Raw genomic sequence first — 22293 nt, 5'->3', positions numbered from 1 at the left:
CATATTTTGGAAAGAAAAGGATTGGTCAGTATTATAGTTTGCAGCTATAATCATGGAAAATATATAAAAGAATGTTTGGATAGTATTAAGCTTCAAACATATAAAAATATACAATTAATTATAGCTGATGATGCATCAAAAGATAATTCTGTTAAAAATTTTGAGGATTGGATCAGAGAAAATAACTATTCTGTAGAAAAAAACTTTCATGAAAAAAATACAGGTCTGGCAACAATACTTAATGAATGTATAGAACTTGTAAAAGGTGAATTTGTAAAAGTAATTGCGGCCGATGACTTTCTTCATCCTGAAGCAATAGAAAACTGTATCACAGAACTTAACAGGCTTGGAGATGAATACGGAATGGTTTTTACAAATACTTATTTTGTTAATGAAAAATCCGATATTACTGACGATCTAGCAGATTACGATATTTTAGGCAATATTGACAAAGATCTGTTTAGAAAAGAACTTATCAAAAATAATAGAATCGCCGCCCTTACGGTTTTAATGCGAAAAGAAGCTTTAAAAAAAACCGGAGAATACCAATCTGACCTATTAATTGAAGACTATTTCAGATGGTTAAAAATTAACGCATTATATTATATTGCTTATATCCCACGGAAATTAGCCTATTACAGAATACATACAAGTAATATTTCCTCATTGAAAAAAGAAAGGATAGAAAGAGAAACTCTAATGCTTAAAATGATGTTTGATAAAGAGGGTATCGTAAGAAGTGAAATTAATAGTAAAATGCAAAACTACTATTTAACGGGACAAAAAATTTCTTCAGACTTTCTTCAAGCCTATAATAATTATCCATATCATATTAAAAGGCTGAACTTTGCTTTAAAAAATAATATTCCTATACGATTTTATAAACTGATCAATAAAATTATTTAAGATAATGAATCCTACAATTTCCATCATTGTACCCTGTTACAATCAGGCAGAATATCTTGATGAATGTCTTCAATCAGTATATGATCAATCTTATCAGGACTGGGAATGTATCATTGTAAATGACGGCTCTCCAGATGATACAGCAGAGGTTGTAAAAAGATGGATAGAGAGAGACAACAGGTTTCATTACCTTTTTAAGACAAATGGAGGTCTTTCATCAGCTAGAAATGCAGGAATAGAAATAGCAAAAGGTGAATGGATTCTTCCATTAGACGCTGATGACAAAATTAGCAAACAATATCTCAGACTTGCTGAAAAAGAATTTAATAAAAACTATACCGTTATTTATTGCGAAGCTGAAAAATTCGGAACGGAAAGCGGCAAATGGATCTTAGAAGATTATAATAAAAAAAATTTAGCTGTAGAAAACATTATATTTTGTTCTGCTTTTTTTAAAAAAGAAAGCTGGATACAAGTAAATGGATATGATACAAACCTCATTTACGGCTGGGAAGACTGGGACTTTTGGATTTCACTTTTGAAAAATGGTGGACTTGTATATAAGATTCCTGAGATTTGTTTCTATTATAGAATTAAGGATGTGTCTATGATAACGGATATGAAGTCCGCAGATAATAGTTTTAAGATTACAATTTCAAAAAATATCATTTATAAAAAGCATATTGAATTTTTCACAAAAGAACTTGGAGATTTTCAGATTTTATATAAAACTAACCAAAGATTAATGCTGGAAAATATATATCTGAAGAACATATTAAATAGTAAACGATATCGGCTGGTGAATAAAATATTTAATATTTTTAAGCGATGAAAATATCCGTAGCACTTTGCACCTACAACGGCGAGCAGTACCTGTCTGAACAACTGGACTCCATCCTCAGCCAGACAAAACCTGTGGATGAAGTGGTGATCTGTGATGATGGTTCCGGTGATAAAACCCTGCAGATTCTTTCCGATTACCAAGCAAAATATCCGGGTTTATTTAGGATTTTTCAGAATGAAACCAATCTTGGGTTTATTAAAAATTTTGAAAAGGCCATACAGCTTTGTGAAAACCCGATTATCATCATCAGCGATCAGGATGATATATGGGAAAACAGTAAGGTTGCAGAGACAGTAGATTTTTTTGAAAAGAATCCTCAGTTTGACGGCGTATTTCATGACTTAAAACTTATTGACGGACAAATAAGACAACCTTCTTATTTAAATTGGAAAGGCATCAGCCATAAAGACGTTATCACTGAAATTGAAAATCATATCCTGTTTGAAGCCTTGGTGAGAAAAGGCAGCTTCATTCTGGGCTGTGCATTAGCCATTAGGAAAGAGGCATTGCAAAAATATGGGATGCAGGATTTTCCGATTGCTCATGATTATTATATAGTCCAAAAACTCAGTTCCAAAAATAAACTGGGCTTTATCCCTGCCTCATTATCTTCCTACAGGCTTCATCCCAATCAGGTATACGGATTAAGATATAAATCTGAAAAACTGGAAGAAAAGAAAATGACGGATACGGAAAAGTATTTTAAGGAAAATGTATGGCTGTATACCAAAATTCTGGAAAGATTTAAAGAAATAAACCCCGGTGAAGATGAAAAAAAGACCGCCATTTATAGTAAATTTATAAAAAAAAGAGATGCTTATTTAAAAATGCTAAGCTTTAGAGAGAGAAAGCTATACATTCTGAAATGTATACGCCACCAATATCTTGATCTCAACGTAACCGATTTATTTAGAATATAAGCCTAATACTATGGATGTAAGCATTTGCATTACTACGTATAAACATGAAAAATATATTGCCCAATGTCTTGAGAGTATTTTCGCTCAGGAGTTTAACGGCACCTATGAAATCATTGTTTGTAATGACAATTCTCCGGATGAAACAGAGGCTGTTATACTGGAAATAATAAATACACATCCCAAAGGAAATACAGTTAAATATTTTAAAAATGTACCTAATCTGGGATATGTAAAAAATACATTATTTTCCTTTTCAAAAGCTTTAGGAAAGTATATTGCGATTTTAGACGGTGATGATTATTGGATCGATCCTTCCAAATTGCAACAGCAATTCGACTTTTTAGAAACTCATTTGGATTTTGCGGGAATTGGAGCGGATTCTTTGGTTATTTATGAAGATGTGAATATAGAAAGTCATCGTTTTTCAAATCATGCGGGAGATATATTGGATAAAAACGACTTAACGGATCCTAAGATCTGTCAGACCTCTACTTTCTTTTTCAGAAAAAGTATTCTAAAAGAAGATTTCCCTACCGAAATAATTTCAGCAGACCGTTGTCTTTATTTGCTGACGGGATGTTTTGGTAAAATAAAGATCCTACCTGAACAGATGAGCACCTACAGACAATTTTCCGCAAGTATCTCGAAGAATGTAACTGATGAGGTTATGAAAAAAGATTTTGTCATCATTCCCTTCATTAAAAAATATGGCCCGGACTACAGCATATTTAAGTTAAAAGGTTATTTTTACTATACCCTGATGTCGTATTCTAATAAAATAACAAAATTGAACTTCTACAAAGCATCAACGGGATACTTTTTTTATAATGTCTTGTCAAAATTTTCCATAAGTCCGGTAGAATTATATCTGGCTGTAAAATGGAGCAGACATACAATCAGTCAAAAATATCAGATAAAGGAAAAGAATAAAAGTTTTATCTAAAAACACAAAAAATAATGATCATAGGAAGTGGGCTTATTGCCCAATCTTTACAATTTATCGACCAGGAAAACCATCTGTTTTTTGCTTCAGGGGTTTCCAATTCCCTTGAAACCAGAAGTTCTGAATTTGAGAGAGAATTTATGCTTCTTAAAAAAAGTATTGAAAAATATTCTGAATGTAAACTGCTGTATTTTTCGACTCTCAGTGTAAACGACCAGTCCAAGCAGGACAGCCAATATGTCTTGCATAAGCTGAAGCTTGAAGAGTATATCCGAAATAATACGACCAGCCATCTGATTTTGAGAATAGGAAATATTGTAGGAAAAGGCGGTAATCCAAATACCTTGTTTAATTTTCTCAAAACTCAGATTTCTCAAGGAATGACCTTCACAATTCATCAGCGTGCCAGAAGACTGCTGTTGGATGTCGACGACGTTTCAAAATTTTTGCAAACCTATGGTGACGATTTAAATAATCAAACCGTTAACTTTGCTTATCCTTATTATTATGATTTAAAGGAAATTGTCCAGGCCATAGAAATCAGGATGATGAAAAAAGCAAATTATACGGAAACAGATGACGGCGATTTCTATAAAATAGATTTCGACGGGACTGCCGACGGTTTTTTTACAGGGATTGATGCGGATGAATATCTAAAAAATCTGGCAGAAAAATACATTTAAAAAAGACTGAACACAGATGCCAAAAATTTATTTTATTATTGTTACCTACAACGCCATGAAATGGGCAGAGAAATGCTTCACCAGCCTGAAGCTGTCTTCTGTACCAGTTCAATGTATTGTCGTTGATAATGGTTCCACCGATGGTACTCAGAAATATATTACCACTAACTTTCCGGAAATAGAACTTATACAGTCGAAAGAAAATGTAGGCTTTGGAAAAGCCAATAACATAGGCATTGAAAAAGCTTACTGGGAAGATGCAGACTTCTTTTATCTGATGAACCAGGATGCGTGGATTTATGAGGACAGTGTTCAAAAGCTGCTGGAGGTCTATCAATCTTATCCTAATAAAAAGGAAATAGGCATTCTGAGCCCGATGCACATTGATGGTACGGAAACGAAACTGGATATTTTTTTTGAAAGATATCTTGCCCGGAATACTCAATGCAACAGAATATTCTCTGATGCTTTTGAAAATAATCTGAAGAAAAGCTATGAGATAGACTTTGTTAACGCTGCCCATTGGTTCCTACCAAAAAAAACAATAGAAGAAATCGGTGGCTTTAATCCATATTTTTTTCATTACTCAGAAGACTATGAATATGTGCAGCGTATTGCTTTTTTTAAGAAAAAAATATTAATCTGTCCTCAAAGTAAGGTAGTGCACGATGGTAGACAAGATTTTAGTAAGACCGACCATATCAATGCCTTGAGAGTACAAAGAGAGCAACGCTATCTAAATCCTGCCTTTGATTTTAACAAAAGTGTATTGAATCATGAATTCGTACCCAAAATAATAAAGCAGATGCTTATGCTGAAATTTTCTGCGGCTTCCAAAACGTGGCAGGAATACAGATACCAGTGTTCAAGATGTAACGAAATTATCAGTTCCCGGGCAATTTTAAAAAATACAGGGGCCTCTTTTCTAAACCTTTCCCGATAAAAACTACGGTTAATAATTACAAAAAGTCTATTGATGAATCCAAAAGTATCTGTAATCATGCTTACCTATAATCATGCCCCTTATCTGAAGCAGGCAATTGATGGTGTTCTCTCGCAACAAACCGATTTTCCATTCGAGCTAATTATCTGCAATGATCATTCCCCGGATAATACGGATGAGGTGGTAAAAGATTTTACGGAAAAATATCCCGGCATCATAAAATACTATAAACACGAAACAAATATAGGATTTGTAGAAAACCAGCGATTTGCCTTTACACTTGCCAAAGGAGAATATATGGCCTACTGTGAAGGTGACGATTACTGGACAGATCTCAACAAGCTTCAGTTTCAGACCGATTTTTTGGATAAAAATCCGGATTACGTAATGACAACGGCAAGAAACTTATTATTTCATCAGAATGACGGCCATTTTAGTGATGACGGGAAAACCCATATATTCCGTGACAAGGACTTTGTAGATTATACACAGGACAGTTTCTTTAAAGAACGTCCTACGCAAACATTCACCTATCTGCTCAGAAGGAAATACCTTGATTTTAAATGGATTGATATTTATCCTGATTACAGAGATCTATATTACTTTTATCATCTTTTGGAATTTGGTAAAGGTAGAGCTTTCAATCATGTTATCGGTGTATACCGACTGCACGACGGAGGAATCTACAGTTCGCTCAAAATCGAAAATCAATACCGGACTTCTATCAATATTTTCAGCAATATCAAACGTATTAATCATGACAACAGGGCCAACAGGCAGATCATAACGGATCTGGATCAGCTGATATTAAAATATTACTACAAAAAAGAGTTTAAAATTCCTTTGGTAAATCTTCATCTTTACAAGGCTGTCTTCGAAAGATTTTTTCTTTCCGGCCATTTTAAGATGCTCATCATGCAATTATTTAAAATTATGAAATATACCCTGAAAAGATAGGATTAAGGATTTGATAAATCTTGAAGAATATTGAAAAGTTACTAATTTTACACAATCGGGCTATCGGTAAGAAGATACTTTTACAATATGTTGTAAATTTGGCACTTAAAAGTTAAACGTAAATGATGAAAAACAAATTCATATGTGTGGAATAGCAGGAATTATTGCCGATAATGCAGGAAATTACCGGGAAGAGCTCAGAAAAATGACCGATGCCATTGCACATCGCGGCCCGGATTCGGCACATCATGAATTTTATGAAAATGCAGCCTTGGGCCACCGGAGGCTCTCTATCATCGATCTTTCCGAGGGTGGGAAACAGCCCATGTTTTCCAGCACAAAAAATGAATGCATTGTCCTGAACGGCGAAATCTACGGTTATCAGGATATTAAAGCCCAATATCCCAAATATCCCTACCGCGGAAGCTCTGATACCGAAGTTATCCTGGCGATGTACCAGCGCAAACAGGAAAACCTGGTCCACGATCTTCCCGGAATGTTCGCCTTCGCCATCTGGAATGATGAAAAACAGGAACTCTTCTGCGCAAGAGACAGGTTCGGGGAAAAACCGTTTTACTATGCAGTTGGAAGCAATAACGAATTTATCTTTGCTTCCGAAATAAAAGCCATCCTGGCGTCGGGACTGATCCGGCCGGAAATAAATACGGAAGCCATGTCCCATTATCTTCAGCATGGCTATGTAAGCACCTATCAGAGTATCTACAAAAATATTCATACTTTACCACCTGCGCATCAGCTCATCTGGAAAAACGGAAAAATTACGGTTTCCCGCTATTACAGCCTTCCGAAAAAAGACAGGGTGATGAGCCTATCCGATGCAAAGGACGAGTTCACCTATCTTCTAAGAAAGGCTGTACAGAAACAGTTGATTGCTGATGTTGAAGTGGGCAGTTTTTTAAGCGGAGGTCTCGATTCATCTTCTATCGTCGCACTGGTTGATGAATTCTTACCAAAACAAACGACCATCAGCTTTGGTTACGATCATGAAGCAAGCGAACTGAAATTTGCCAAAGAGATCGCCGATAAATATAGAACCAATCATATCGAAGTTCACGAAAAGAAAGAAGATCTGGCCACTTCCCTGCTGAAAATCTCTCCGTTTTTTGATGAACCCTTTTCTGACATTTCATTCATTCCACATTTTGAAATCTGCAGGAATGCCCGAAAAAATCTTACCGTTGTCCTTTCTGGAGATGCCGGCGACGAATTATTTGGCGGCTATAATTTTTATCGGGTAGAAAATGAGATGAGAAATCATTTCAGCTATAAAAATATCATTGCTCAGTTCGGCTTGAATATATACCGGAAAGTAAAACCGATCTCTTTTGTTTCCCAAAAGAATACAGAACATAAAAATATTTTGGATTTTCACCGGAACTTTGTCAGAAATGCTTTTAATACCGAAGAACGGCTTGCTCTGGGCATTTCTTCGACGTACGAACAGCCGTACAGCTTTGTCCCTGATCCGGACTCTTTAAATGATATCATGAGATTAGATCTTGAAACCTATGTTCCCGCCAATATGATGGTGAAATCCGACCGGATGGCAATGGCCAATTCGTTGGAAGTAAGAACCCCTTTCCTTGATATTGATTTTGCCGAGTTCTGCATTCAGCTTCCGGAACAGCTTAAACTTACCAACGATAACGATAAAATTATTCTTCGTGAAGCAATGGGATCTTACTGGACGGAAACCATCAGGAAACGCCGCAAGCAAGGTTTCGGCATGAGCATAAAAACATGGTTTGAAGAAAAAAACCTGATCAGCTTATCCGACGATTTACTAAAAAATCCGGATCAGAAAATATTCAATTACATCGATTTCAAGGCTGCCCAAAAGTTTTTAAATAAAGATCATAAGCACTGGAACCTGTTTCAGCTGGCACTTTGGGCGCATAATAATAAAAATGTTTTATAATGCCTGATATTTCCATAACAACTTTTGTTCATCTTATATCTCTTCTCCATGAAACTGAATAATCTACAGATTTTGAGGGCAATATCGGCAATGCTGGTCTGCTGTTTCCATTTCCGGGGTTATCTCAAATTTCAGGATCTTGAATTGGGGGATTTTTTATTTAAAAAAGGAAGCATTGGGGTTCCCGTCTTTTTTACGATCAGCGGTTTCATCATGGTTTTTACCACAAGAAAAATCGAATGTAAAGGAGATACCGGAAAGCAGGTTCTTGCATTCTATAAAAAAAGGATCTCCAGGATTGTACCGCTTTACTATATACTTACATTTTTATGGATGGTATCGGGCGGAAGCTTTTGGTTATACTTTACAGATAAAAAATTATTTTCGCGGCTTATCCACTCCATATCTTTTATCCCGCAAAAAGATACGTTTCCCATATTGTATCTCGGCTGGTCGCTTAATTATGAAATCTTTTTTTATCTTATTTTTGGTTTGTCATTATTATTCAAAAAATACAGATATTTTTTCATCATTCTCTTTTTCTTAGCGACCTACATAGTCGGGAAAATATTTAGCTTTGATAATGGATATATGGAGATGATCACAAGTCCGCTCAATCTTTATTTTATAATAGGAATTGTATTTGCGCTGTTGTTGGAAAAATTTTCTGTTCCGAAAAAATGGGCAATTCCTGTAGTTATCATCGGCTTTTCTTCGTTTATCCTGTATCTGTTCGATTTTATCTCAACAAATCATGAACTCTGGATTTTTTTAATCATCGCGCTTTTCGTATTTTCATTTTTACTTTTGGATTATACTTTTCATTTCAAAGGAAAAAAAAGCCTGGTTTTTTTAGGAGACATATCCTACTCGCTGTATCTTTCACATCCTTTTGTGGAAATATTTTTAAGGAGATTTAAAGTAGAGGGCTACCTGAATATTCCTTACTTTATCCTGAAAATTATATTGGTCATTTTTCTGGCGGCCTTTCTCTATCATTTTGTAGAGAGAAAAATAACTGAGTATCTAAAACAAAAACTGAATGTATGAATAACGAAGTCTCAGTCATTATCCCTGTTTACAATGCGAGTCTTTTCCTTGAGAAGGCGGTGCATTCCGCTATTGGTTTTGACGAAGTGAAGGAAATTATCCTGGTTGAAGACCGTTCAACTGATAATTCGCTCGAAATCTGTGAGAAATTAGCCTTCACCCATTCGAAAATAAAACTATTTCAACACCCCGACAGAGGCAATCATGGTGCCGGTGCCACCCGCAATCTAGGAATTAAGAAAGCAACCGGAACTTTTGTCAGCTTCCTGGATGCGGATGACTATTATCTTCCGAACCGTTTTAATGCTGAAAAAGAGATTTTTAAGAATTCCAAAATAGAAGGCGTTTTTGGAGCATTGGGAGTGGAATACATTACAGAAAAAGGAAAAGAGGAATATCAGGCAAAATTTAAAAATACTCCGCTTACTACTGTTAATTATCCGGCTGAAGGAGAAGAAGTTTTTAAAGGCCTGTTGGGATTAACTCCGCGGATATTCGGGACATTCTTCCACCTGAATACGTTAACGCTAAGAAAATCTGCTCTTGAAAAGCATAACCTTAGATTTAACGCGAATCTTCGGGTACATCAGGATTCGGAGTTTATTATCAGACTTGCTTATCACTGCTATCTGAAAGCAGGAATTATCGATAAGGCTGTTGCGGTAAGGGGGATTCACGACGACAACAGAATCACAAAGATTATCCAATATTCACCTCAATACAACCAAAGGCAGTACGTATACTGGAAATCAATTTATGATTGGGCCATCGGTGAAAAAAGTTTACCCTTGGCAGCTAAGAAAAGAATATACCTGATCTATAAATCTTTTGATCTTTCACAGAAAAAAGGTGCGGTAAAATATGGCTATATCTTATTTGAAAGTATAAAAAATCCAGATATATTACGAACTCAATATCGTTTCAATTATTTAAAATAAATTATTCCTGTTAATGTACTTACTTTTTAAAACACATCAATTATGAAAATCTCCGTCATCGTTCCTGTCTACAACGCCGAAAAATATGTGGCACAGGCCGTAGAATCCGCGCTTCAGTTTGATGAAGTGTATGAAGTGATTTTAGTTGAGGACAAATCTCCGGATAATGCACTGGAAGTCTGTCAGCAATTAACGGAAAAATACGATAGGGTAAAGCTTTTTCAGCATCCCGATAAGGGAAATCATGGAGCCGGAGCAACAAGAAATCTCGGACTGGAAAAAGCTGGCGGGGATTTCATAGCTTTTCTGGATGCAGATGACTATTATCTTCCCAACCGTTTTGATGCGGAGAAGGAACTCTTCAAAGATCCGAAAGTAGAAGGTGTTTACGGAGCACTTGGCGTACATTATTACTCGGAAAAAGCAAAAGAACAATACTATTCGCTGTTTAAAGATAATCTCACAACGGTTTACAGAAAGCATGATCCGAAAGATGTCTTTCCGGGCCAGTTAAATATGAAAGGAAGTTTCGGACTCTTCAGCATCGATTGCCTTACAGTAAGAAGGGAACAGATGATCCAAAAGCTGAAACCTCTTTTTAAAACCCATCTGAGACTTCACCAGGATACTGAGTTTCTGTTCAGGCTTTCATATTATCTCGATCTTTATCCCGGCATTCTGGATAAAGCAGTCGCCATGAGAGGCGTTCATGAAAATAACAGAATAACCACCGTCGATTCGCAAAAAGTAAATCCTGCAACGACCAGAGTATTGCTATGGCGGGAAGTTAACAACTGGGCACAACATGAAGATACTATTCCGGAAGATATAAAGCGGCATATCGGGAGAATGCAGCGCAGTTATGAAATTGCTCTTGCCCCGGCTGTAAAGAAATGGGGAATGATCACAAAATATCTTATCACCGATTACCCGAGTATACGATCCGGGATTTACAATATTAATTTCAGGAAATATCTGTTCTGAAAATCTAAAAAATCAGGATTTGCCGCAATAAAAAAGCGAAGAAAACCAAATGTTTTCTTCGCTTTTTCAGCTTATTTTACAAACAGCCCGATATATTTTCCTTCATATTCCACCACCATGGTTTCAAGATTATTCTTCTCACAGAAATCCTGATACGCCGAGTTGTCTCCGATATCATCACTGATGAAGACTCCTCCGGATCTCAGGTGTTTATATAATTCGTTATAAGCCCAGAATCTTCCGTTGTAACTTTTATCCGAATCATAATGGATCACATCAAATACAGAATTTTCAGCAAAAATCTTCGGCAGGGACTCTTTATCCGCAAAGCGGAAAAGTTTCCAGTTTGGCCTAAGGGTATCAGGAACTATGCACCCCACATACTGATCACCATCCTGTGCCAGATAAGGCATATCGGAACTGTAAAGAGTACCGTCTCTTTTTGTAAGGGATAATAGTGCTGCCAGAGAAGACCATCCGTAGGCAACCCCGGTTTCTACCACGTTCCTGGCTCCTGCAAATTCACAGGCGTAATAGATCAGCTCAAGTGCACCCGCACCGCCCATTTTAATAGGACAATCCATCTGCTTCTGCCCGGCATTCTTTAGTACTTCAGCATATTCGTTTCTGAAAGAACCCATCTCCATTCCGAAAAGTTTTGAAATAGCTTCCTGTTGGGACATGGCGTGTGAAGCCGCCCAGGAATTGGTTTTCTCCTTTCCTTTAAAAGCGTTCTTTCTCTGTAAAGTATTTTTTATGATTTTCCTTCTTAGCTCCGGATACAGGTCAGGCCTTTTAAGATAAGCAATGAATGTCTTGAGAACCGATGATATTTCGCTCACTGTGTTGAATTTAGGCCACAAAAATAATATTTTTTACGGTATAATACAATTAATTATCTTTGCGATACAAATTATGAATTAAATACAATCCCCACATGCTGCACCTTATTCTTGAAAAGCTCCAACGCAAACATCAGCTTTCTGTTCTGAAAAAAAATCACAATACCACTTTAGGAAGTATTAAAATAGGAATCAACAATCATTTTATCCTATCTGAAAAGCTGGAAAGAGTAGCGATCGGAACTGCTGTAAGTTTCAGAAACTACATCCATATTGTAGTGGAAAAAAATGCAAAACTTACCATTGGAGATGGTGTATTTATGAACAATTTCTGTTCGGTAAACTGCCTGGACTCTATTTCCATCGGAGAGAATACGCTTTTTGGGGAAAATGTAAAACTTTACGACCACAATCACCTGTACACAGCGGTTCCGGAATTCAAAGTTTCAAATTCGGACTTTTCTACAGCTCCGATAAAAATCGGTAAAAACTGCTGGCTGGGAAGCAATGTTACGGTACTGAAAGGAGTATCCATCGGCGACAACTGCATCATCGGTGCGGGATGTACCATTTTCAAAGACATTCCAAGCAATACAAAAGTTATTAATCAGCAGCAGTTAATTCTTAATTCCGTTTCATGAAATTCTCAATCTTAATTGCCAATTATAACAACGGAAAGTATTTCAAAGAATGCTATGATTCTATTATGGCACAGGAATACAGAGACTGGGAAGCTGTGATTCTGGATGATGCTTCTACCGATGATTCCGTCATTGTTATCAAAAATATCATTGGGTCCGACAACCGTTTCAGATTTTTTGAAAATGCCGGAAACAGCGGCGTGGGAATTACCAAAAGTAAACTTATAGAGCTTGCAGACGGAGACATTTGCGGATTTGTGGATCCGGATGATGCCATTACACCTACTGCCATCTCGTCCAGCATAAAAAATTTCCGGAAGCAGGATGTTGTCCTAACGTATTCCCGATTCATGAGCTGCAACGACAATCTTCAGCCGGTCTCTCCTTTTGTAACCAGGCAGGTAAGGAATAACGATCACTATTTCTTTAATTATCCCATCCAGATTGCCCATTTTGTATGTTTTAGAAAAAAGGTTTATCGTAATACGGAAAAAATGAATACGGCCATGAAAATTGCGGAGGACCAGGACCTATACCTGAAAATGTATGAAAAGGGAAAAGTAAAATTCATTAACGAAATCAATTATTTATACAGGCTTCATTCAGGGGGGATTTCGCAGAATGACAATAAGTCGGAGTCCTACGAATATTTTGCAAAAGTAATTTTCAGTGCCATGAAACGCAGAGGGCTTAAAAAGATTAATGGAAATAAAATACCAGACGAATATACCCATTCCCGGGAAATTTATAGTCTTCTGGAATACCAGCATTCCATTCCTTACAGAATTAAGAAAAAGGTCATTATTTTTATACAAAAAATCTTCGGTTGATGGTAAAAAATGACAAAATCAAGGTTCTCTTCAGACACCGGTCTATGGAAATGGGCGGTGTGGAAAAGGTAATGCTGAGTTTACTTAACAATCTCGACAGGGAAAAATTTGAGCTTACAGTATGCCTCAACATCAACCAAGGTGAGCTACGGGATGAATTTCCTGATCACGTACGTAAAGTTTACCTTACCGACGGTAAAGAAGATCTTTCTGAAAACGCCTTACTCCAGAAAATTCAGCTGATCCGCAGAAATCTGAGGCTGAAACAGATACAGAGACAACCCGCCATTGCGGATAAATTGCTCGGCGAAAAATACGATGTGGAAATCGGAATGACCTACGGCGATTTTCCGGCCGTACTGAATTCCACCAACAGGAATTCAAAAAAAATCGGCTGGTTCCACTCTGAAATCAATCTGCCGAAGCTGCAACCGCTGGTTCCCGGAATCCTGAAAAACTTTCCCCAATTCGATCAGATGGTGTATTGTTCTCAAAAAATTAAAGATATGATGCATCAGTATTATCCTGATCTTCAGTATCCACCCGAAGAAGTGATCATCAACGCCATTCCGATTGAAGAGATCCGGAAAAAGGCGGAAGAACCGCTCGACCATTTTCCTGCAGGGCCGGTATTTGTATCTATCGGAAGGCTACACTCCAGAAAGGGATACCATAAACTGATCGAAGCCCATACAAAACTCATTCATGAGGGTTTTCAACATAAGATCCTGGTCGTAGGCGACGGAGAAGAACGTCAAAACCTCAGGCAGCAGATTGCCGGCAATAAAGTGGAAGACACCTTTATCCTGGCAGGAAACAAAATGAATCCGTATCCGTATGTTAAAAATGCGGATTACTTCATTCTCCCGTCGGAATCTGAAGCCTGGCCGCTTGTGATTGCAGAAGCACTTATTCTCCAAAAACCAACGATTGCAACCCGAACAGGAGATATTCCGGCTATGATTCAACATGAAAAAACAGGCTATCTTATTAGTTACGAAACAGAGGAAATGTATGCAGCGATGAAGAGGTTCCTTACCGAATCACCACTGGTTTCTGAACTTAAAAAGAATCTGGAAAATATAGACGGGCAATTTGATAATCAGAAGATTTTTAATGCCGTTGAAAATATTATCATTAATTTATCAAAAAAATAAACATGATCCTTTTATATCGTGCCATCCTTAAAATTCATACCATGTATCAGTTTATGATACAGAGAATATATCTTAAAATTTGTCTTTCCAAAGGACTGAAAGTAGGAAAAAACGTCCGTTTTGTAGAAGTGCCTCAATTCGGTACCGAATGTTTTCTTATTGAGATCGGGGACGAAACCACCTTTTCCAACAATGTAAGATTCGTGAACCACGATGGTGGCCAAAACGCTCTTCATTTTTTTGAAAAATATAAAGATGTGAGGACTTTCGGAAGGATTAAGATCGGTAAGCAATGTCTTATCGGAGCAGATACCATCATCATGCTTGGGGTTGAAATGGGCGACAATTGTGTTTTGGGCGCCGGCTCTATTTTAACGACATCCATGCCAAGCGGAACCGTATATGCCGGTGTGCCCGCCAAATATATTTGTACGATCGAAGAATACGGGGATAAATTATTGGCCAATAATGTAATATATCCCAGAGAATTGGAAAAAGACAGGCCTGAGCTGGAAACCTATATTAAAGAAAACCTTCCCCGTAAGTTTAAACCCGTTAAAAAATAAATGCCTGAAAAAAAGAAAATCCTCATCCGAATCGGATCCCTTCGCCATGGTGGGGCGGAAAAAGTGCTGGTCACGTTCCTGAAAAACCTGCCGAAAGATAAATATGAGATCGATCTGCTGCTAAATCTGTATTCCGGAAAATACCTTCCGGAGGTTCCGGAATGGATCAATATCCTGTATCTTCACAAAGGGGAAATGATTACCACCAACAGGCCTCATGAGATCCCAAGGAAAGCGGCCCGGGTAATACATGAAAAAATCGTGAAAAAATTCCCAAAGCTTCTTTATAAAAATAAGTTAAAGAATAAACAATATGACATCGAATTTGCTGCCATTCACGGTATGCGCGATGAAATCCTGGGTTCTCCCCTGTCCTCATCTAAAAAAATAGTCTGGATCCACAACGACCTTTCAGAAGTGAAAGGATATACCGATGCTGAGATCCGGAAATTTTTTGGGTTTGATAAAATTATGGTGATCTCTGAGAAGATCGAAACACTTTTTAAGAGTCTGGCCAGCAATAAAACGGAGAAAGATAAAATTATTAAAATCTACAATCCTCTGGATACGGAAGAATTTATTTCCAAAGCGGAACAGCCGGGGGGTAAGTATTATTTTGACCTCTCTGTTCCTACATTTATTTCCGTAGGGACTATTTTTCCACAAAAGGGTTTTGATAGGTTATTGAAAGTTCATAAAAGGCTTCTGGATGAAGGTTTTAAGCATAATATCCTGATCGTAGGCGACGGATACGATTTTGAGAATATAAAAAAATTAAAATCCGATCTTGGAGTTGATGAAACAGCAACAATGCTGGGCTTTACCGACAATCCTTATCCTTATTTCAAACAGGCGGAATTTTACATTTTAAGTTCCAGATACGAAGGTTTTCCGACCGTTCTTTTTGAAGCCATTACCCTTAAAAAGAAAATCATCTCCACAGAGGTTTCCGGATCTGCCGAAATGCTCAGGAATGGCGAACTGGGATTGCTGGTGGAAAATTCAGAAGAAGGGATTTATGCCGGAATGAAGCAGGCACTTAATCATCCCGAAAGCTTTGAACAATACACGAAAAAGCTGAAATCTTATAAAATACCGTTTACCCTTAAAAATTCTGTCGAAAAAATAATCTCAGTTCTGGACGGTCTTTAGCATCATTTTAAATTAATATAAACCGGAAATCTTTATTTTTGCTGTATGGCTGAACAATATTCTATCCTTCAGAAAGATTTTTTCAGGGAAAGCGGAAAATGGCTTTCCACTGTAGAGATCTGGAAAAAATGCCTTAATCCCAATCTCCATTTTATTTATGTCCTGAGAAAATCCCAGCAGCATCTGGAAACACCATTGCTGAATGTCTTCTGGAAATTTGTTCTCCGGCATTATCAGATCAAATACGGATTCCAGATTTACCCGGAGACGGAAATCGGGGAAGGGTTTTATTTAGGACATTGGGGAAGCCTGGTGATCAATCCGCAGGCAAAGATTGGTAAGAACTGCAATATTGCGCAGGGCGTTACCATAGGACAGCAGAACCGGGGTACAAAAGCGGGTGTTCCCATTATCGGTAATGAGGTCTGGATCGGAACCAACGCGGTCATTGTCGGTGGTATTACCATTGGCAACAATGTTTTGGTTGCTCCCAATTCCTATATCAATTTTGATATTCCTGAAGATTCAATAGCCGTAGGAAATCCGGCAAGGATCTACCCCAATCTTAAAGCGACGGACGGATATATCAATAATAAAATATAGTATTCTTTTCAAATTTAATGTAAAAACGGCTTCTTATATTTAAATAGTTTGTAATTTTAACCGGATTTGCAGAATAATGGAATCAATATCAGCCTGATTTCAGATATTTTTGATATTAAACTTTGTTAAAAGTATTTACTTTCTCAACAAAAATTTTATTTTTGCAATATTATTGATTTAGTCTATTGATTTTAAAAATAATTTAAACGAAATAAATAATCAGACCCAATAAAAATTTTATTTATGTCACAATCGTACAAAGTTATTTTTGAAAACAACAGGAAGTGGGTGGAAGCTAAAATTGCGGAAAACCCGGATTTCTTCCATGATCTTGCAAAAAACCAGCAGCCCGATTATTTGTACATCGGATGTTCGGACAGCAGGGCAACTGCGGAAGAACTGATGGGAGCCAAACCGGGTGAAGTTTTCGTACACAGGAATATCGCCAATGTGGTGAACACCCTGGACATGAGTTCAGCCGCTGTTATCCAGTATGCCGTAGAGCATCTGAAAGTAAAGCATATTATCGTCTGCGGGCATTACAACTGCGGCGGCGTGAAAGCGGCAATGACGCCTGAGGATCTTGGATTGCTGAATCCGTGGCTGAGAACGATCCGGGATGTATACCGGTTACACCAGACCGAACTGGACGCAATAGAAGATGAAGGAAAACGTTATGACAGGCTTGTGGAACTGAACGTTCAGGAGCAATGCATCAACGTGGTGAAAATGGCCTGTGTGCAGGAACGCTACATTCTGGAAGAATTTCCTGTAGTACATGGCTGGGTTTTCGACCTTAGAACCGGTAAAATCATTGATCTGGAAATCGATTTTGAAAAAATTCTGAAAGACATCCAGAAAATTTATAACCTTACCAGTTCAAATTGGGTTATGAGCAGAAAAAAATAGCTCAAAAATAATGTGAAATGAAACTTTGGAGTATTATTACATTGGTGTTTTTTCTCAACTTTACAGCATTACCAGGTATGGCTGCGGTATTCGGTTGGGATCTTACCCGCACCAATGTCGTGATCAGTGAAGAAGAACCTCATTCTCATCCAAGCTCTTTTATCGTTTACGAAAAAACACTTCCCAAACCTCTGGATGTTTTCGACTACCTGAAGTTCTTCGAGCCTTCCAGCGAAGTAAAATCTTTTGTACTGATCGATGATTCTTTTCATCTGTCACCATTACTTACCCTATTTTCCCCTCCTCCGGAAGCATAATTTTTACAGTCCGTTTTTTTTACCGTTTATATCGAAATGCCGGTATAAATTCACATGCACTTTAAAAATTAAATTTTCATTTACATAGCTGATTTATTTCTAAAAATAAACCGGTTATTTTTCACAGCTCAACATCATGAAAAAGACATCATTCATCGGAGGAATAAAGGAAAACTTCCCTTCAGGCCTCGTTGTATTTCTGGTAGCACTTCCTCTGTGCCTGGGAATCGCTTTAGCATCGGGCGCACCGCCTTTATCCGGCATTATCGCAGGAATTGTGGGAGGACTCGTCGTAGGATCTATCAGCAACTCGAACATCTCGGTTTCCGGACCTGCCGCAGGACTTACGGCCATTGTTTTAACGGCCATCAAAGATCTTGGCGCTTTTGAACTTTTTCTTTGCGCAGGAATCATCGCAGGGTTTATCCAATTGGTTCTGGGATTCATCAGAGCCGGAAGTATTTCCAATTATTTCCCGAATAATGTCATTGAAGGAATGCTTGCCGCCATCGGGATCATCATCATTTTGAAGCAGATTCCGCATGCACTGGGATTCGATAAAGATTACGAAGGCCACGAATCGATCTTCGACAACGGCCTTAACTTTGGGTATTTCACGGAATTGTTTGGGGCCGTACAGCCCGGTGCTATTCTTATTACCTTAATTTCCATTGCAATTCTTATTACCTGGGATAAAGTATATATCCTGAAAAGGATTAAAATGCTTCCGGGAGCGTTGGTAGCCGTAGTTACGGGAATTGTTCTGAATGAAGTCTTTAAAATGACGGGAAGCTCACTGGCCATCCAATCCCAGCACCTGGTTTCATTACCGGTACCGCAGTCTTTCGACGATTTCAAAGGCCTGGTAACAATGCCTGATTTTACAGGCTTTACCAATCCGAAGGTATGGATTGCCGGGGCAACGATTGCGATTGTTGCTTCCATTGAAACACTGCTGTGTATCGAAGCTTCGGACCGTCTGGATGTTCAGCGCAGGATAACGGACACCAACCTGGAACTGAAAGCACAGGGAATCGGGAATCTAGTCAGCTCCTTTATTGGTGGTCTTCCGATGACTTCGGTGGTCGTGAGAAGTTCTGCCAATGCCAATGCCGGAGCTACTTCCAAGGTGTCGACCATTATTCATGGGATTTTGCTGCTGATTTGTGTCCTTTCGATTCCCGTGGTATTAAATTTAATTCCGTTGGCTACTTTGGCTGCAGTTTTGATTATGGTGGGATACAAATTGGCCAAACCTGCGACATTCAGACATTTCTGGCATCTGGGAAAATTCCAGTTTATTCCTTTTGTGGCAACGGTAGTGGCCGTTGTGGCCACAGACCTTTTAAAAGGGGTGGGAATAGGTCTTGCCATTTCTGTTTTTTATATCCTTCAGGGGAATATGAAAAGGGCTTATTATTTGAGCAGGAAGGAGCTGGACGATGCAGATGGAATTACAATGAAGTTGGCAGAGGAAGTTTCATTTTTAAATAAAGCAGCCATTAAAAAAACACTGAAAAATATCAAGCCGAATTCTGCGGTAACCATCGATGCAAGAGGAACATCCTACATTGCAACCGACGTTCTCGAAATGATCCAGGACTTTGCCAACATACGGGCGAAAGAAGAGGATATCATCGTGGAACTTTTAGGCTTTAAAACCTCATACAGAGATTATGAAAGAGACGAAGATTCTCACATTCTTATAACCCATAAAAGGGCAATGTAATATCTTCACCTTAAATTTTTTCTAACTTTAACAAAATATAATTCAAAAAATAATAAAATATATGAAAGCACATACGCACGAAACCCAGGCCACCATCACTCCTGAAAAAGCACTGGAATTTTTAAAAGAAGGAAACCAGAGATTTGTAAATAACCTGAAGGCCAACAGAGACCTTTTGGAACAGGTAAATGCGACCCGTGAGGGACAGTGGCCTTTTGCCGTGGTATTAAGCTGTATCGACAGCCGTACTTCTGCAGAGCTTATTTTTGACCAGGGACTAGGTGATGTTTTCAGCATCAGGATTGCCGGTAACTTTGTGAATCAGGATATCCTGGGTTCTATGGAGTTCGGATGTAATGTGGCCGGATCCAAGCTTGTCGTAGTATTGGGACACACCAAATGCGGAGCCCTGAAAGGCGGTCTGGATGCCGCACAAATCGAAGGTATGGGCATGGATAACCTCAACCATCTGATCAACCATTTCGATCCGATTATTGATAAAATCATCGAGGATGGCGAAGAACGCTCGTCTTCCAATGCCGAACTTCTGGAAAGGCTGAATCAGCATAACGTGAAAAATGCTATCGAAGATATCCGCAAGCAGAGTTCTACTTTGAGAAGACTTGAAGAAGAAGGGAAAATTAAGATCGTAGGTGCCAACTACGATGTAGAAACCGGGGTTGTCACCTGGTTATAGTCGAATCCTTTTTTGAAGGAGCATTTTAATGATAAGAATGTTATCGTTAGATAGATTGGAAATTAAATTTTTAAGAGTACAACGAGCAGACCACCGGAATCCGGTGGTTTGCTTATTTCTGATAGACGTTATGAATTTTAAATCGCAAGTGATTTTAAATTAGGCAACAATACTTAAATTACACTAACTGATTATTTTTCAGTTTAAGCAAAGCGTTTTTATTAAGCGCAGATCAATAACTTAAATTTACAAACAATGGAACATTCTAATTTGATTACAAATGACTATTTACGAGGAATAGTAAAAATTATTGAGGGTATGAACTTAATATTAAAAACTAATAATTCTAATGTAACAATATGTTTAGGGACAAGTGCTGAACAAGAAAAAATATTACAAAATTTACTTCAATCATTATCTAAAGAGAATCTAATATAGCTTTAGTTTTTTCCTCATAGGCTTTTATTATACTTTTTGTAATAGGGGCCACTATAATGACAATTACGGCATCTTTAAGTAGTATTTGATTTCCTTTAATAAGTGGATTTTCTACCATTACATTAAAATCAATTTTTAATTCTTCTGAGACAATGCTTATATTTTTTTCAAAATTATTAGATAGATTCAGTTTATATTCAGATATAAGAATTATAAGCTCATCTTTATTCAGGTCTTTTGATTTTACCTCTATATCTGATACATATTTTTCAGCAAGACTCCTATTTACTAAGTTATAATTAATTGCAAAACTATTGATTTTATCTTGAGGTATATTCATTTTTAGATTTTTTCAAAGTTAGTAATTATTTAGTTCCAACTTTTCCCGTATATGGATTAATGTTTGGAGAAGTGGAGTAATTATCGTAAGTGGTTTGATTAGGAGCGGTTCTCATGTGAGGTTCAACATAGGTTCCATTAGATTTAATGTAACTTCTAACACGAACATCATCAGAGCTATTATTATTAGAAGATTTTTCTTTTATAGAATTTACATACCTAAGAGCTTTAGTTTCCTCCCTATCGTATGATGGTAAAGGAGAATATTCGTTGATCTCTTGAGATGAGGGTATACTTTGAAGCATTTTAGAGCGTTCGTATTCTTCGTTCATTTTACGATGGCTCTCATTGACCTGTCGCATAGCTTCTTCTCCTTTTTCAATCTGAGCTTTGGAATAATTATTTGCATGTTCAGTAGCTTCTTTTATATTTTTTATCGGCTCATCGAGCTCATTTGGATAAGATATTTCAGTTTCGACAAATTTTTGTGGTGGGTTTTCTTTAAACTCTTGTTCTATCTCTTTTCCTAATGTTAGGGTATCTATGTACTCATTATCTGGAGTTGAAACATAGTCTTGTTTTTTGCAAGATGATAAGAGACTTACCATCAATACTAGAAGAAAAAATTTTTTCATAGTGATTTGTTTATATCACTAGCCCCAAAGTGATGGTTATAAATACATAAAGCGTGGGACTAAACCGTATTTATCTCTCGTGGGGCTCTGGTAAGCCAATAGGTAAATAAACAGGAAAGCCCACGCCATATAGCATGAGCATTCGCTAATTTATCTATACCTATTTTTTGAATTTACCAGATTCCACGAGGTAGTATAAACAGCTAACGCTTTGTTTCGATAAAGTTTGAATTACAAATATATAAAGAATTTTAATATGAAAATCAACCCTTTTGCATATCGCTTAATTCCACCTTAGCTTTGTAAAAGCAGAGGAAAAAAGGTAGTCGAT

General features: G+C 37.5%; 24 protein-coding genes. 21 read left to right on the top strand and 3 right to left on the bottom strand.

What is annotated here, in order from left to right; all coding sequences use genetic code 11:
* The first annotated feature begins 6 nt into the window (after positions 1–6).
* From ACED20_RS03715 to ACED20_RS03665, 11 genes are all read left to right on the top strand, one after another.
* Positions 7–906, top strand: a complete 900-nt coding sequence (locus tag ACED20_RS03715; protein ID WP_294225261.1) for a glycosyltransferase family 2 protein — start codon at positions 7–9, stop codon at positions 904–906.
* 4 nt (positions 907–910) lie between these two features.
* Positions 911–1738 (top strand): glycosyltransferase family A protein, encoded by an 828-nt coding sequence (locus ACED20_RS03710; protein WP_294324557.1) that lies wholly within the window; start codon positions 911–913, stop codon positions 1736–1738.
* Positions 1735–2670: a glycosyltransferase gene (locus tag ACED20_RS03705; RefSeq protein ID WP_378103547.1), complete on the top strand. Its 936-nt coding sequence runs from the start codon at positions 1735–1737 to the stop codon at positions 2668–2670. Before ACED20_RS03710 ends, ACED20_RS03705 begins: the two co-directional genes overlap by 4 nt.
* 10 nt (positions 2671–2680) lie before the next feature.
* Positions 2681–3613, top strand: coding sequence for a glycosyltransferase family 2 protein (locus tag ACED20_RS03700; protein ID WP_378103545.1), 933 nt, complete (start codon positions 2681–2683; stop codon positions 3611–3613).
* 14 nt (positions 3614–3627) lie between these two features.
* A complete protein-coding gene (locus ACED20_RS03695) occupies positions 3628–4296 on the top strand; it encodes a hypothetical protein (protein ID WP_294239488.1) in 669 nt (222 codons plus the stop codon).
* Between the two features lie 16 nt (positions 4297–4312).
* Positions 4313–5239, top strand: coding sequence for a glycosyltransferase family 2 protein (locus ACED20_RS03690; protein ID WP_378103542.1), 927 nt, complete (start codon positions 4313–4315; stop codon positions 5237–5239).
* 33 nt (positions 5240–5272) lie between these two features.
* Positions 5273–6196 carry a glycosyltransferase family 2 protein gene (locus ACED20_RS03685; protein ID WP_345767032.1) on the top strand — a complete coding sequence of 308 codons (924 nt, stop codon included), beginning with the start codon at positions 5273–5275 and terminating at the stop codon, positions 6194–6196.
* Between the two features lie 142 nt (positions 6197–6338).
* A complete protein-coding gene (gene asnB, locus ACED20_RS03680; protein ID WP_294239482.1) occupies positions 6339–8135 on the top strand; it encodes an asparagine synthase (glutamine-hydrolyzing) in 1797 nt (598 codons plus the stop codon).
* A 48-nt stretch (positions 8136–8183) separates the two neighbouring features.
* Positions 8184–9185 carry an acyltransferase gene (locus ACED20_RS03675; protein ID WP_294239480.1) on the top strand — a complete coding sequence of 334 codons (1002 nt, stop codon included), beginning with the start codon at positions 8184–8186 and terminating at the stop codon, positions 9183–9185.
* Positions 9182–10123 (top strand): glycosyltransferase family 2 protein, encoded by a 942-nt coding sequence (locus ACED20_RS03670; protein ID WP_294199942.1) that lies wholly within the window; start codon positions 9182–9184, stop codon positions 10121–10123. The genes ACED20_RS03675 and ACED20_RS03670 overlap by 4 nt, the downstream gene beginning before the upstream one ends.
* Positions 10124–10165: 42 nt before the next feature.
* The gene (locus ACED20_RS03665; protein ID WP_294233922.1) at positions 10166–11107 is read left to right on the top strand and encodes a glycosyltransferase family 2 protein; all 942 of its coding nucleotides are present in this window, start codon (positions 10166–10168) and stop codon (positions 11105–11107) included.
* Between the two features lie 71 nt (positions 11108–11178).
* Here the strand turns inward: ACED20_RS03665 and ACED20_RS03660 are convergent, their stop codons facing one another.
* The gene (locus ACED20_RS03660) at positions 11179–11949 is read right to left on the bottom strand and encodes an O-methyltransferase (protein WP_294309204.1); all 771 of its coding nucleotides are present in this window, start codon (positions 11947–11949) and stop codon (positions 11179–11181) included.
* 95 nt (positions 11950–12044) lie between these two features.
* On the opposite strand from ACED20_RS03660, the gene ACED20_RS03655 reads away from it, so the two are divergent.
* The 10 genes from ACED20_RS03655 (at position 12045) to ACED20_RS03610 (ending at position 20550) form a co-directional block, all read left to right on the top strand.
* A complete protein-coding gene (locus ACED20_RS03655) occupies positions 12045–12590 on the top strand; it encodes an acyltransferase (RefSeq protein ID WP_294239475.1) in 546 nt (181 codons plus the stop codon).
* Positions 12587–13420, top strand: coding sequence for a glycosyltransferase (locus tag ACED20_RS03650; protein WP_294309201.1), 834 nt, complete (start codon positions 12587–12589; stop codon positions 13418–13420). The genes ACED20_RS03655 and ACED20_RS03650 overlap by 4 nt, the downstream gene beginning before the upstream one ends.
* Entirely contained in the window at positions 13420–14577 is a 1158-nt protein-coding gene (locus tag ACED20_RS03645) for a glycosyltransferase (protein WP_378103540.1), read from the top strand. The genes ACED20_RS03650 and ACED20_RS03645 overlap by 1 nt, the downstream gene beginning before the upstream one ends.
* Positions 14578–14579: 2 nt before the next feature.
* Positions 14580–15143, top strand: coding sequence for a DapH/DapD/GlmU-related protein (locus tag ACED20_RS03640; protein WP_294199936.1), 564 nt, complete (start codon positions 14580–14582; stop codon positions 15141–15143).
* Entirely contained in the window at positions 15144–16295 is a 1152-nt protein-coding gene (locus ACED20_RS03635; RefSeq protein WP_294239473.1) for a glycosyltransferase, read from the top strand.
* A 45-nt stretch (positions 16296–16340) separates the two neighbouring features.
* Positions 16341–16898, top strand: coding sequence for a serine acetyltransferase (locus tag ACED20_RS03630; RefSeq protein WP_294200538.1), 558 nt, complete (start codon positions 16341–16343; stop codon positions 16896–16898).
* Positions 16899–17141: 243 nt separating this feature from the next.
* The gene (locus ACED20_RS03625) at positions 17142–17807 is read left to right on the top strand and encodes a carbonic anhydrase (RefSeq protein ID WP_294225220.1); all 666 of its coding nucleotides are present in this window, start codon (positions 17142–17144) and stop codon (positions 17805–17807) included.
* A 17-nt stretch (positions 17808–17824) separates the two neighbouring features.
* Positions 17825–18124: a hypothetical protein gene (locus ACED20_RS03620; protein WP_294225217.1), complete on the top strand. Its 300-nt coding sequence runs from the start codon at positions 17825–17827 to the stop codon at positions 18122–18124.
* Between the two features lie 136 nt (positions 18125–18260).
* Entirely contained in the window at positions 18261–19853 is a 1593-nt protein-coding gene (locus ACED20_RS03615; protein WP_378103537.1) for a SulP family inorganic anion transporter, read from the top strand.
* A gap of 61 nt (positions 19854–19914) precedes the next feature.
* Positions 19915–20550, top strand: coding sequence for a carbonic anhydrase family protein (locus ACED20_RS03610; protein ID WP_294200542.1), 636 nt, complete (start codon positions 19915–19917; stop codon positions 20548–20550).
* A 418-nt stretch (positions 20551–20968) separates the two neighbouring features.
* Here ACED20_RS03610 and ACED20_RS03605 read toward each other — a convergent pair whose 3' ends face one another.
* Complete coding sequence (locus ACED20_RS03605; RefSeq protein WP_378103534.1) at positions 20969–21328, bottom strand: hypothetical protein; 360 nt, start codon at positions 21326–21328, stop codon at positions 20969–20971.
* 25 nt (positions 21329–21353) lie between these two features.
* Positions 21354–21962 (bottom strand): hypothetical protein, encoded by a 609-nt coding sequence (locus tag ACED20_RS03600; RefSeq protein ID WP_378103532.1) that lies wholly within the window; start codon positions 21960–21962, stop codon positions 21354–21356.
* Positions 21963–22293: the final 331 nt, after the last annotated feature.

This window comes from Chryseobacterium sp. sg2396 (genome assembly GCF_042610505.1).
Classification (GTDB): domain Bacteria; phylum Bacteroidota; class Bacteroidia; order Flavobacteriales; family Weeksellaceae; genus Chryseobacterium.
Note: the sequence above shows the minus strand (reverse complement) of the source record. Positions and strands in the feature narration are given on the sequence as shown.

What these genes read in the sequence shown, in the direction of transcription:
- ACED20_RS03630 (WP_294200538.1), top strand. Translation starts at nt 16,341, where the DNA reads ATGGCTGAACAATATTCTATCCTTCAGAAAGATTTTTTCAGGGAAAGC.
- ACED20_RS03705 (WP_378103547.1), top strand. Translation starts at nt 1,735, where the DNA reads ATGAAAATATCCGTAGCACTTTGCACCTACAACGGCGAGCAGTACCTG.
- ACED20_RS03670 (WP_294199942.1), top strand. Translation starts at nt 9,182, where the DNA reads ATGAATAACGAAGTCTCAGTCATTATCCCTGTTTACAATGCGAGTCTT.
- ACED20_RS03610 (WP_294200542.1), top strand. Translation starts at nt 19,915, where the DNA reads ATGAAAGCACATACGCACGAAACCCAGGCCACCATCACTCCTGAAAAA.
- ACED20_RS03625 (WP_294225220.1), top strand. Translation starts at nt 17,142, where the DNA reads ATGTCACAATCGTACAAAGTTATTTTTGAAAACAACAGGAAGTGGGTG.
- ACED20_RS03685 (WP_345767032.1), top strand. Translation starts at nt 5,273, where the DNA reads ATGAATCCAAAAGTATCTGTAATCATGCTTACCTATAATCATGCCCCT.
- ACED20_RS03700 (WP_378103545.1), top strand. Translation starts at nt 2,681, where the DNA reads ATGGATGTAAGCATTTGCATTACTACGTATAAACATGAAAAATATATT.
- ACED20_RS03635 (WP_294239473.1), top strand. Translation starts at nt 15,144, where the DNA reads ATGCCTGAAAAAAAGAAAATCCTCATCCGAATCGGATCCCTTCGCCAT.
- ACED20_RS03690 (WP_378103542.1), top strand. Translation starts at nt 4,313, where the DNA reads ATGCCAAAAATTTATTTTATTATTGTTACCTACAACGCCATGAAATGG.
- ACED20_RS03675 (WP_294239480.1), top strand. Translation starts at nt 8,184, where the DNA reads ATGAAACTGAATAATCTACAGATTTTGAGGGCAATATCGGCAATGCTG.
- ACED20_RS03710 (WP_294324557.1), top strand. Translation starts at nt 911, where the DNA reads ATGAATCCTACAATTTCCATCATTGTACCCTGTTACAATCAGGCAGAA.
- ACED20_RS03640 (WP_294199936.1), top strand. Translation starts at nt 14,580, where the DNA reads ATGATCCTTTTATATCGTGCCATCCTTAAAATTCATACCATGTATCAG.
- ACED20_RS03665 (WP_294233922.1), top strand. Translation starts at nt 10,166, where the DNA reads ATGAAAATCTCCGTCATCGTTCCTGTCTACAACGCCGAAAAATATGTG.
- ACED20_RS03650 (WP_294309201.1), top strand. Translation starts at nt 12,587, where the DNA reads ATGAAATTCTCAATCTTAATTGCCAATTATAACAACGGAAAGTATTTC.
- asnB (WP_294239482.1), top strand. Translation starts at nt 6,339, where the DNA reads ATGTGTGGAATAGCAGGAATTATTGCCGATAATGCAGGAAATTACCGG.
- ACED20_RS03655 (WP_294239475.1), top strand. Translation starts at nt 12,045, where the DNA reads ATGCTGCACCTTATTCTTGAAAAGCTCCAACGCAAACATCAGCTTTCT.
- ACED20_RS03605 (WP_378103534.1), bottom strand. Translation starts at nt 21,328, where the DNA reads ATGAATATACCTCAAGATAAAATCAATAGTTTTGCAATTAATTATAAC.
- ACED20_RS03615 (WP_378103537.1), top strand. Translation starts at nt 18,261, where the DNA reads ATGAAAAAGACATCATTCATCGGAGGAATAAAGGAAAACTTCCCTTCA.
- ACED20_RS03600 (WP_378103532.1), bottom strand. Translation starts at nt 21,962, where the DNA reads ATGAAAAAATTTTTTCTTCTAGTATTGATGGTAAGTCTCTTATCATCT.
- ACED20_RS03645 (WP_378103540.1), top strand. Translation starts at nt 13,420, where the DNA reads ATGGTAAAAAATGACAAAATCAAGGTTCTCTTCAGACACCGGTCTATG.
- ACED20_RS03695 (WP_294239488.1), top strand. Translation starts at nt 3,628, where the DNA reads ATGATCATAGGAAGTGGGCTTATTGCCCAATCTTTACAATTTATCGAC.
- ACED20_RS03620 (WP_294225217.1), top strand. Translation starts at nt 17,825, where the DNA reads ATGAAACTTTGGAGTATTATTACATTGGTGTTTTTTCTCAACTTTACA.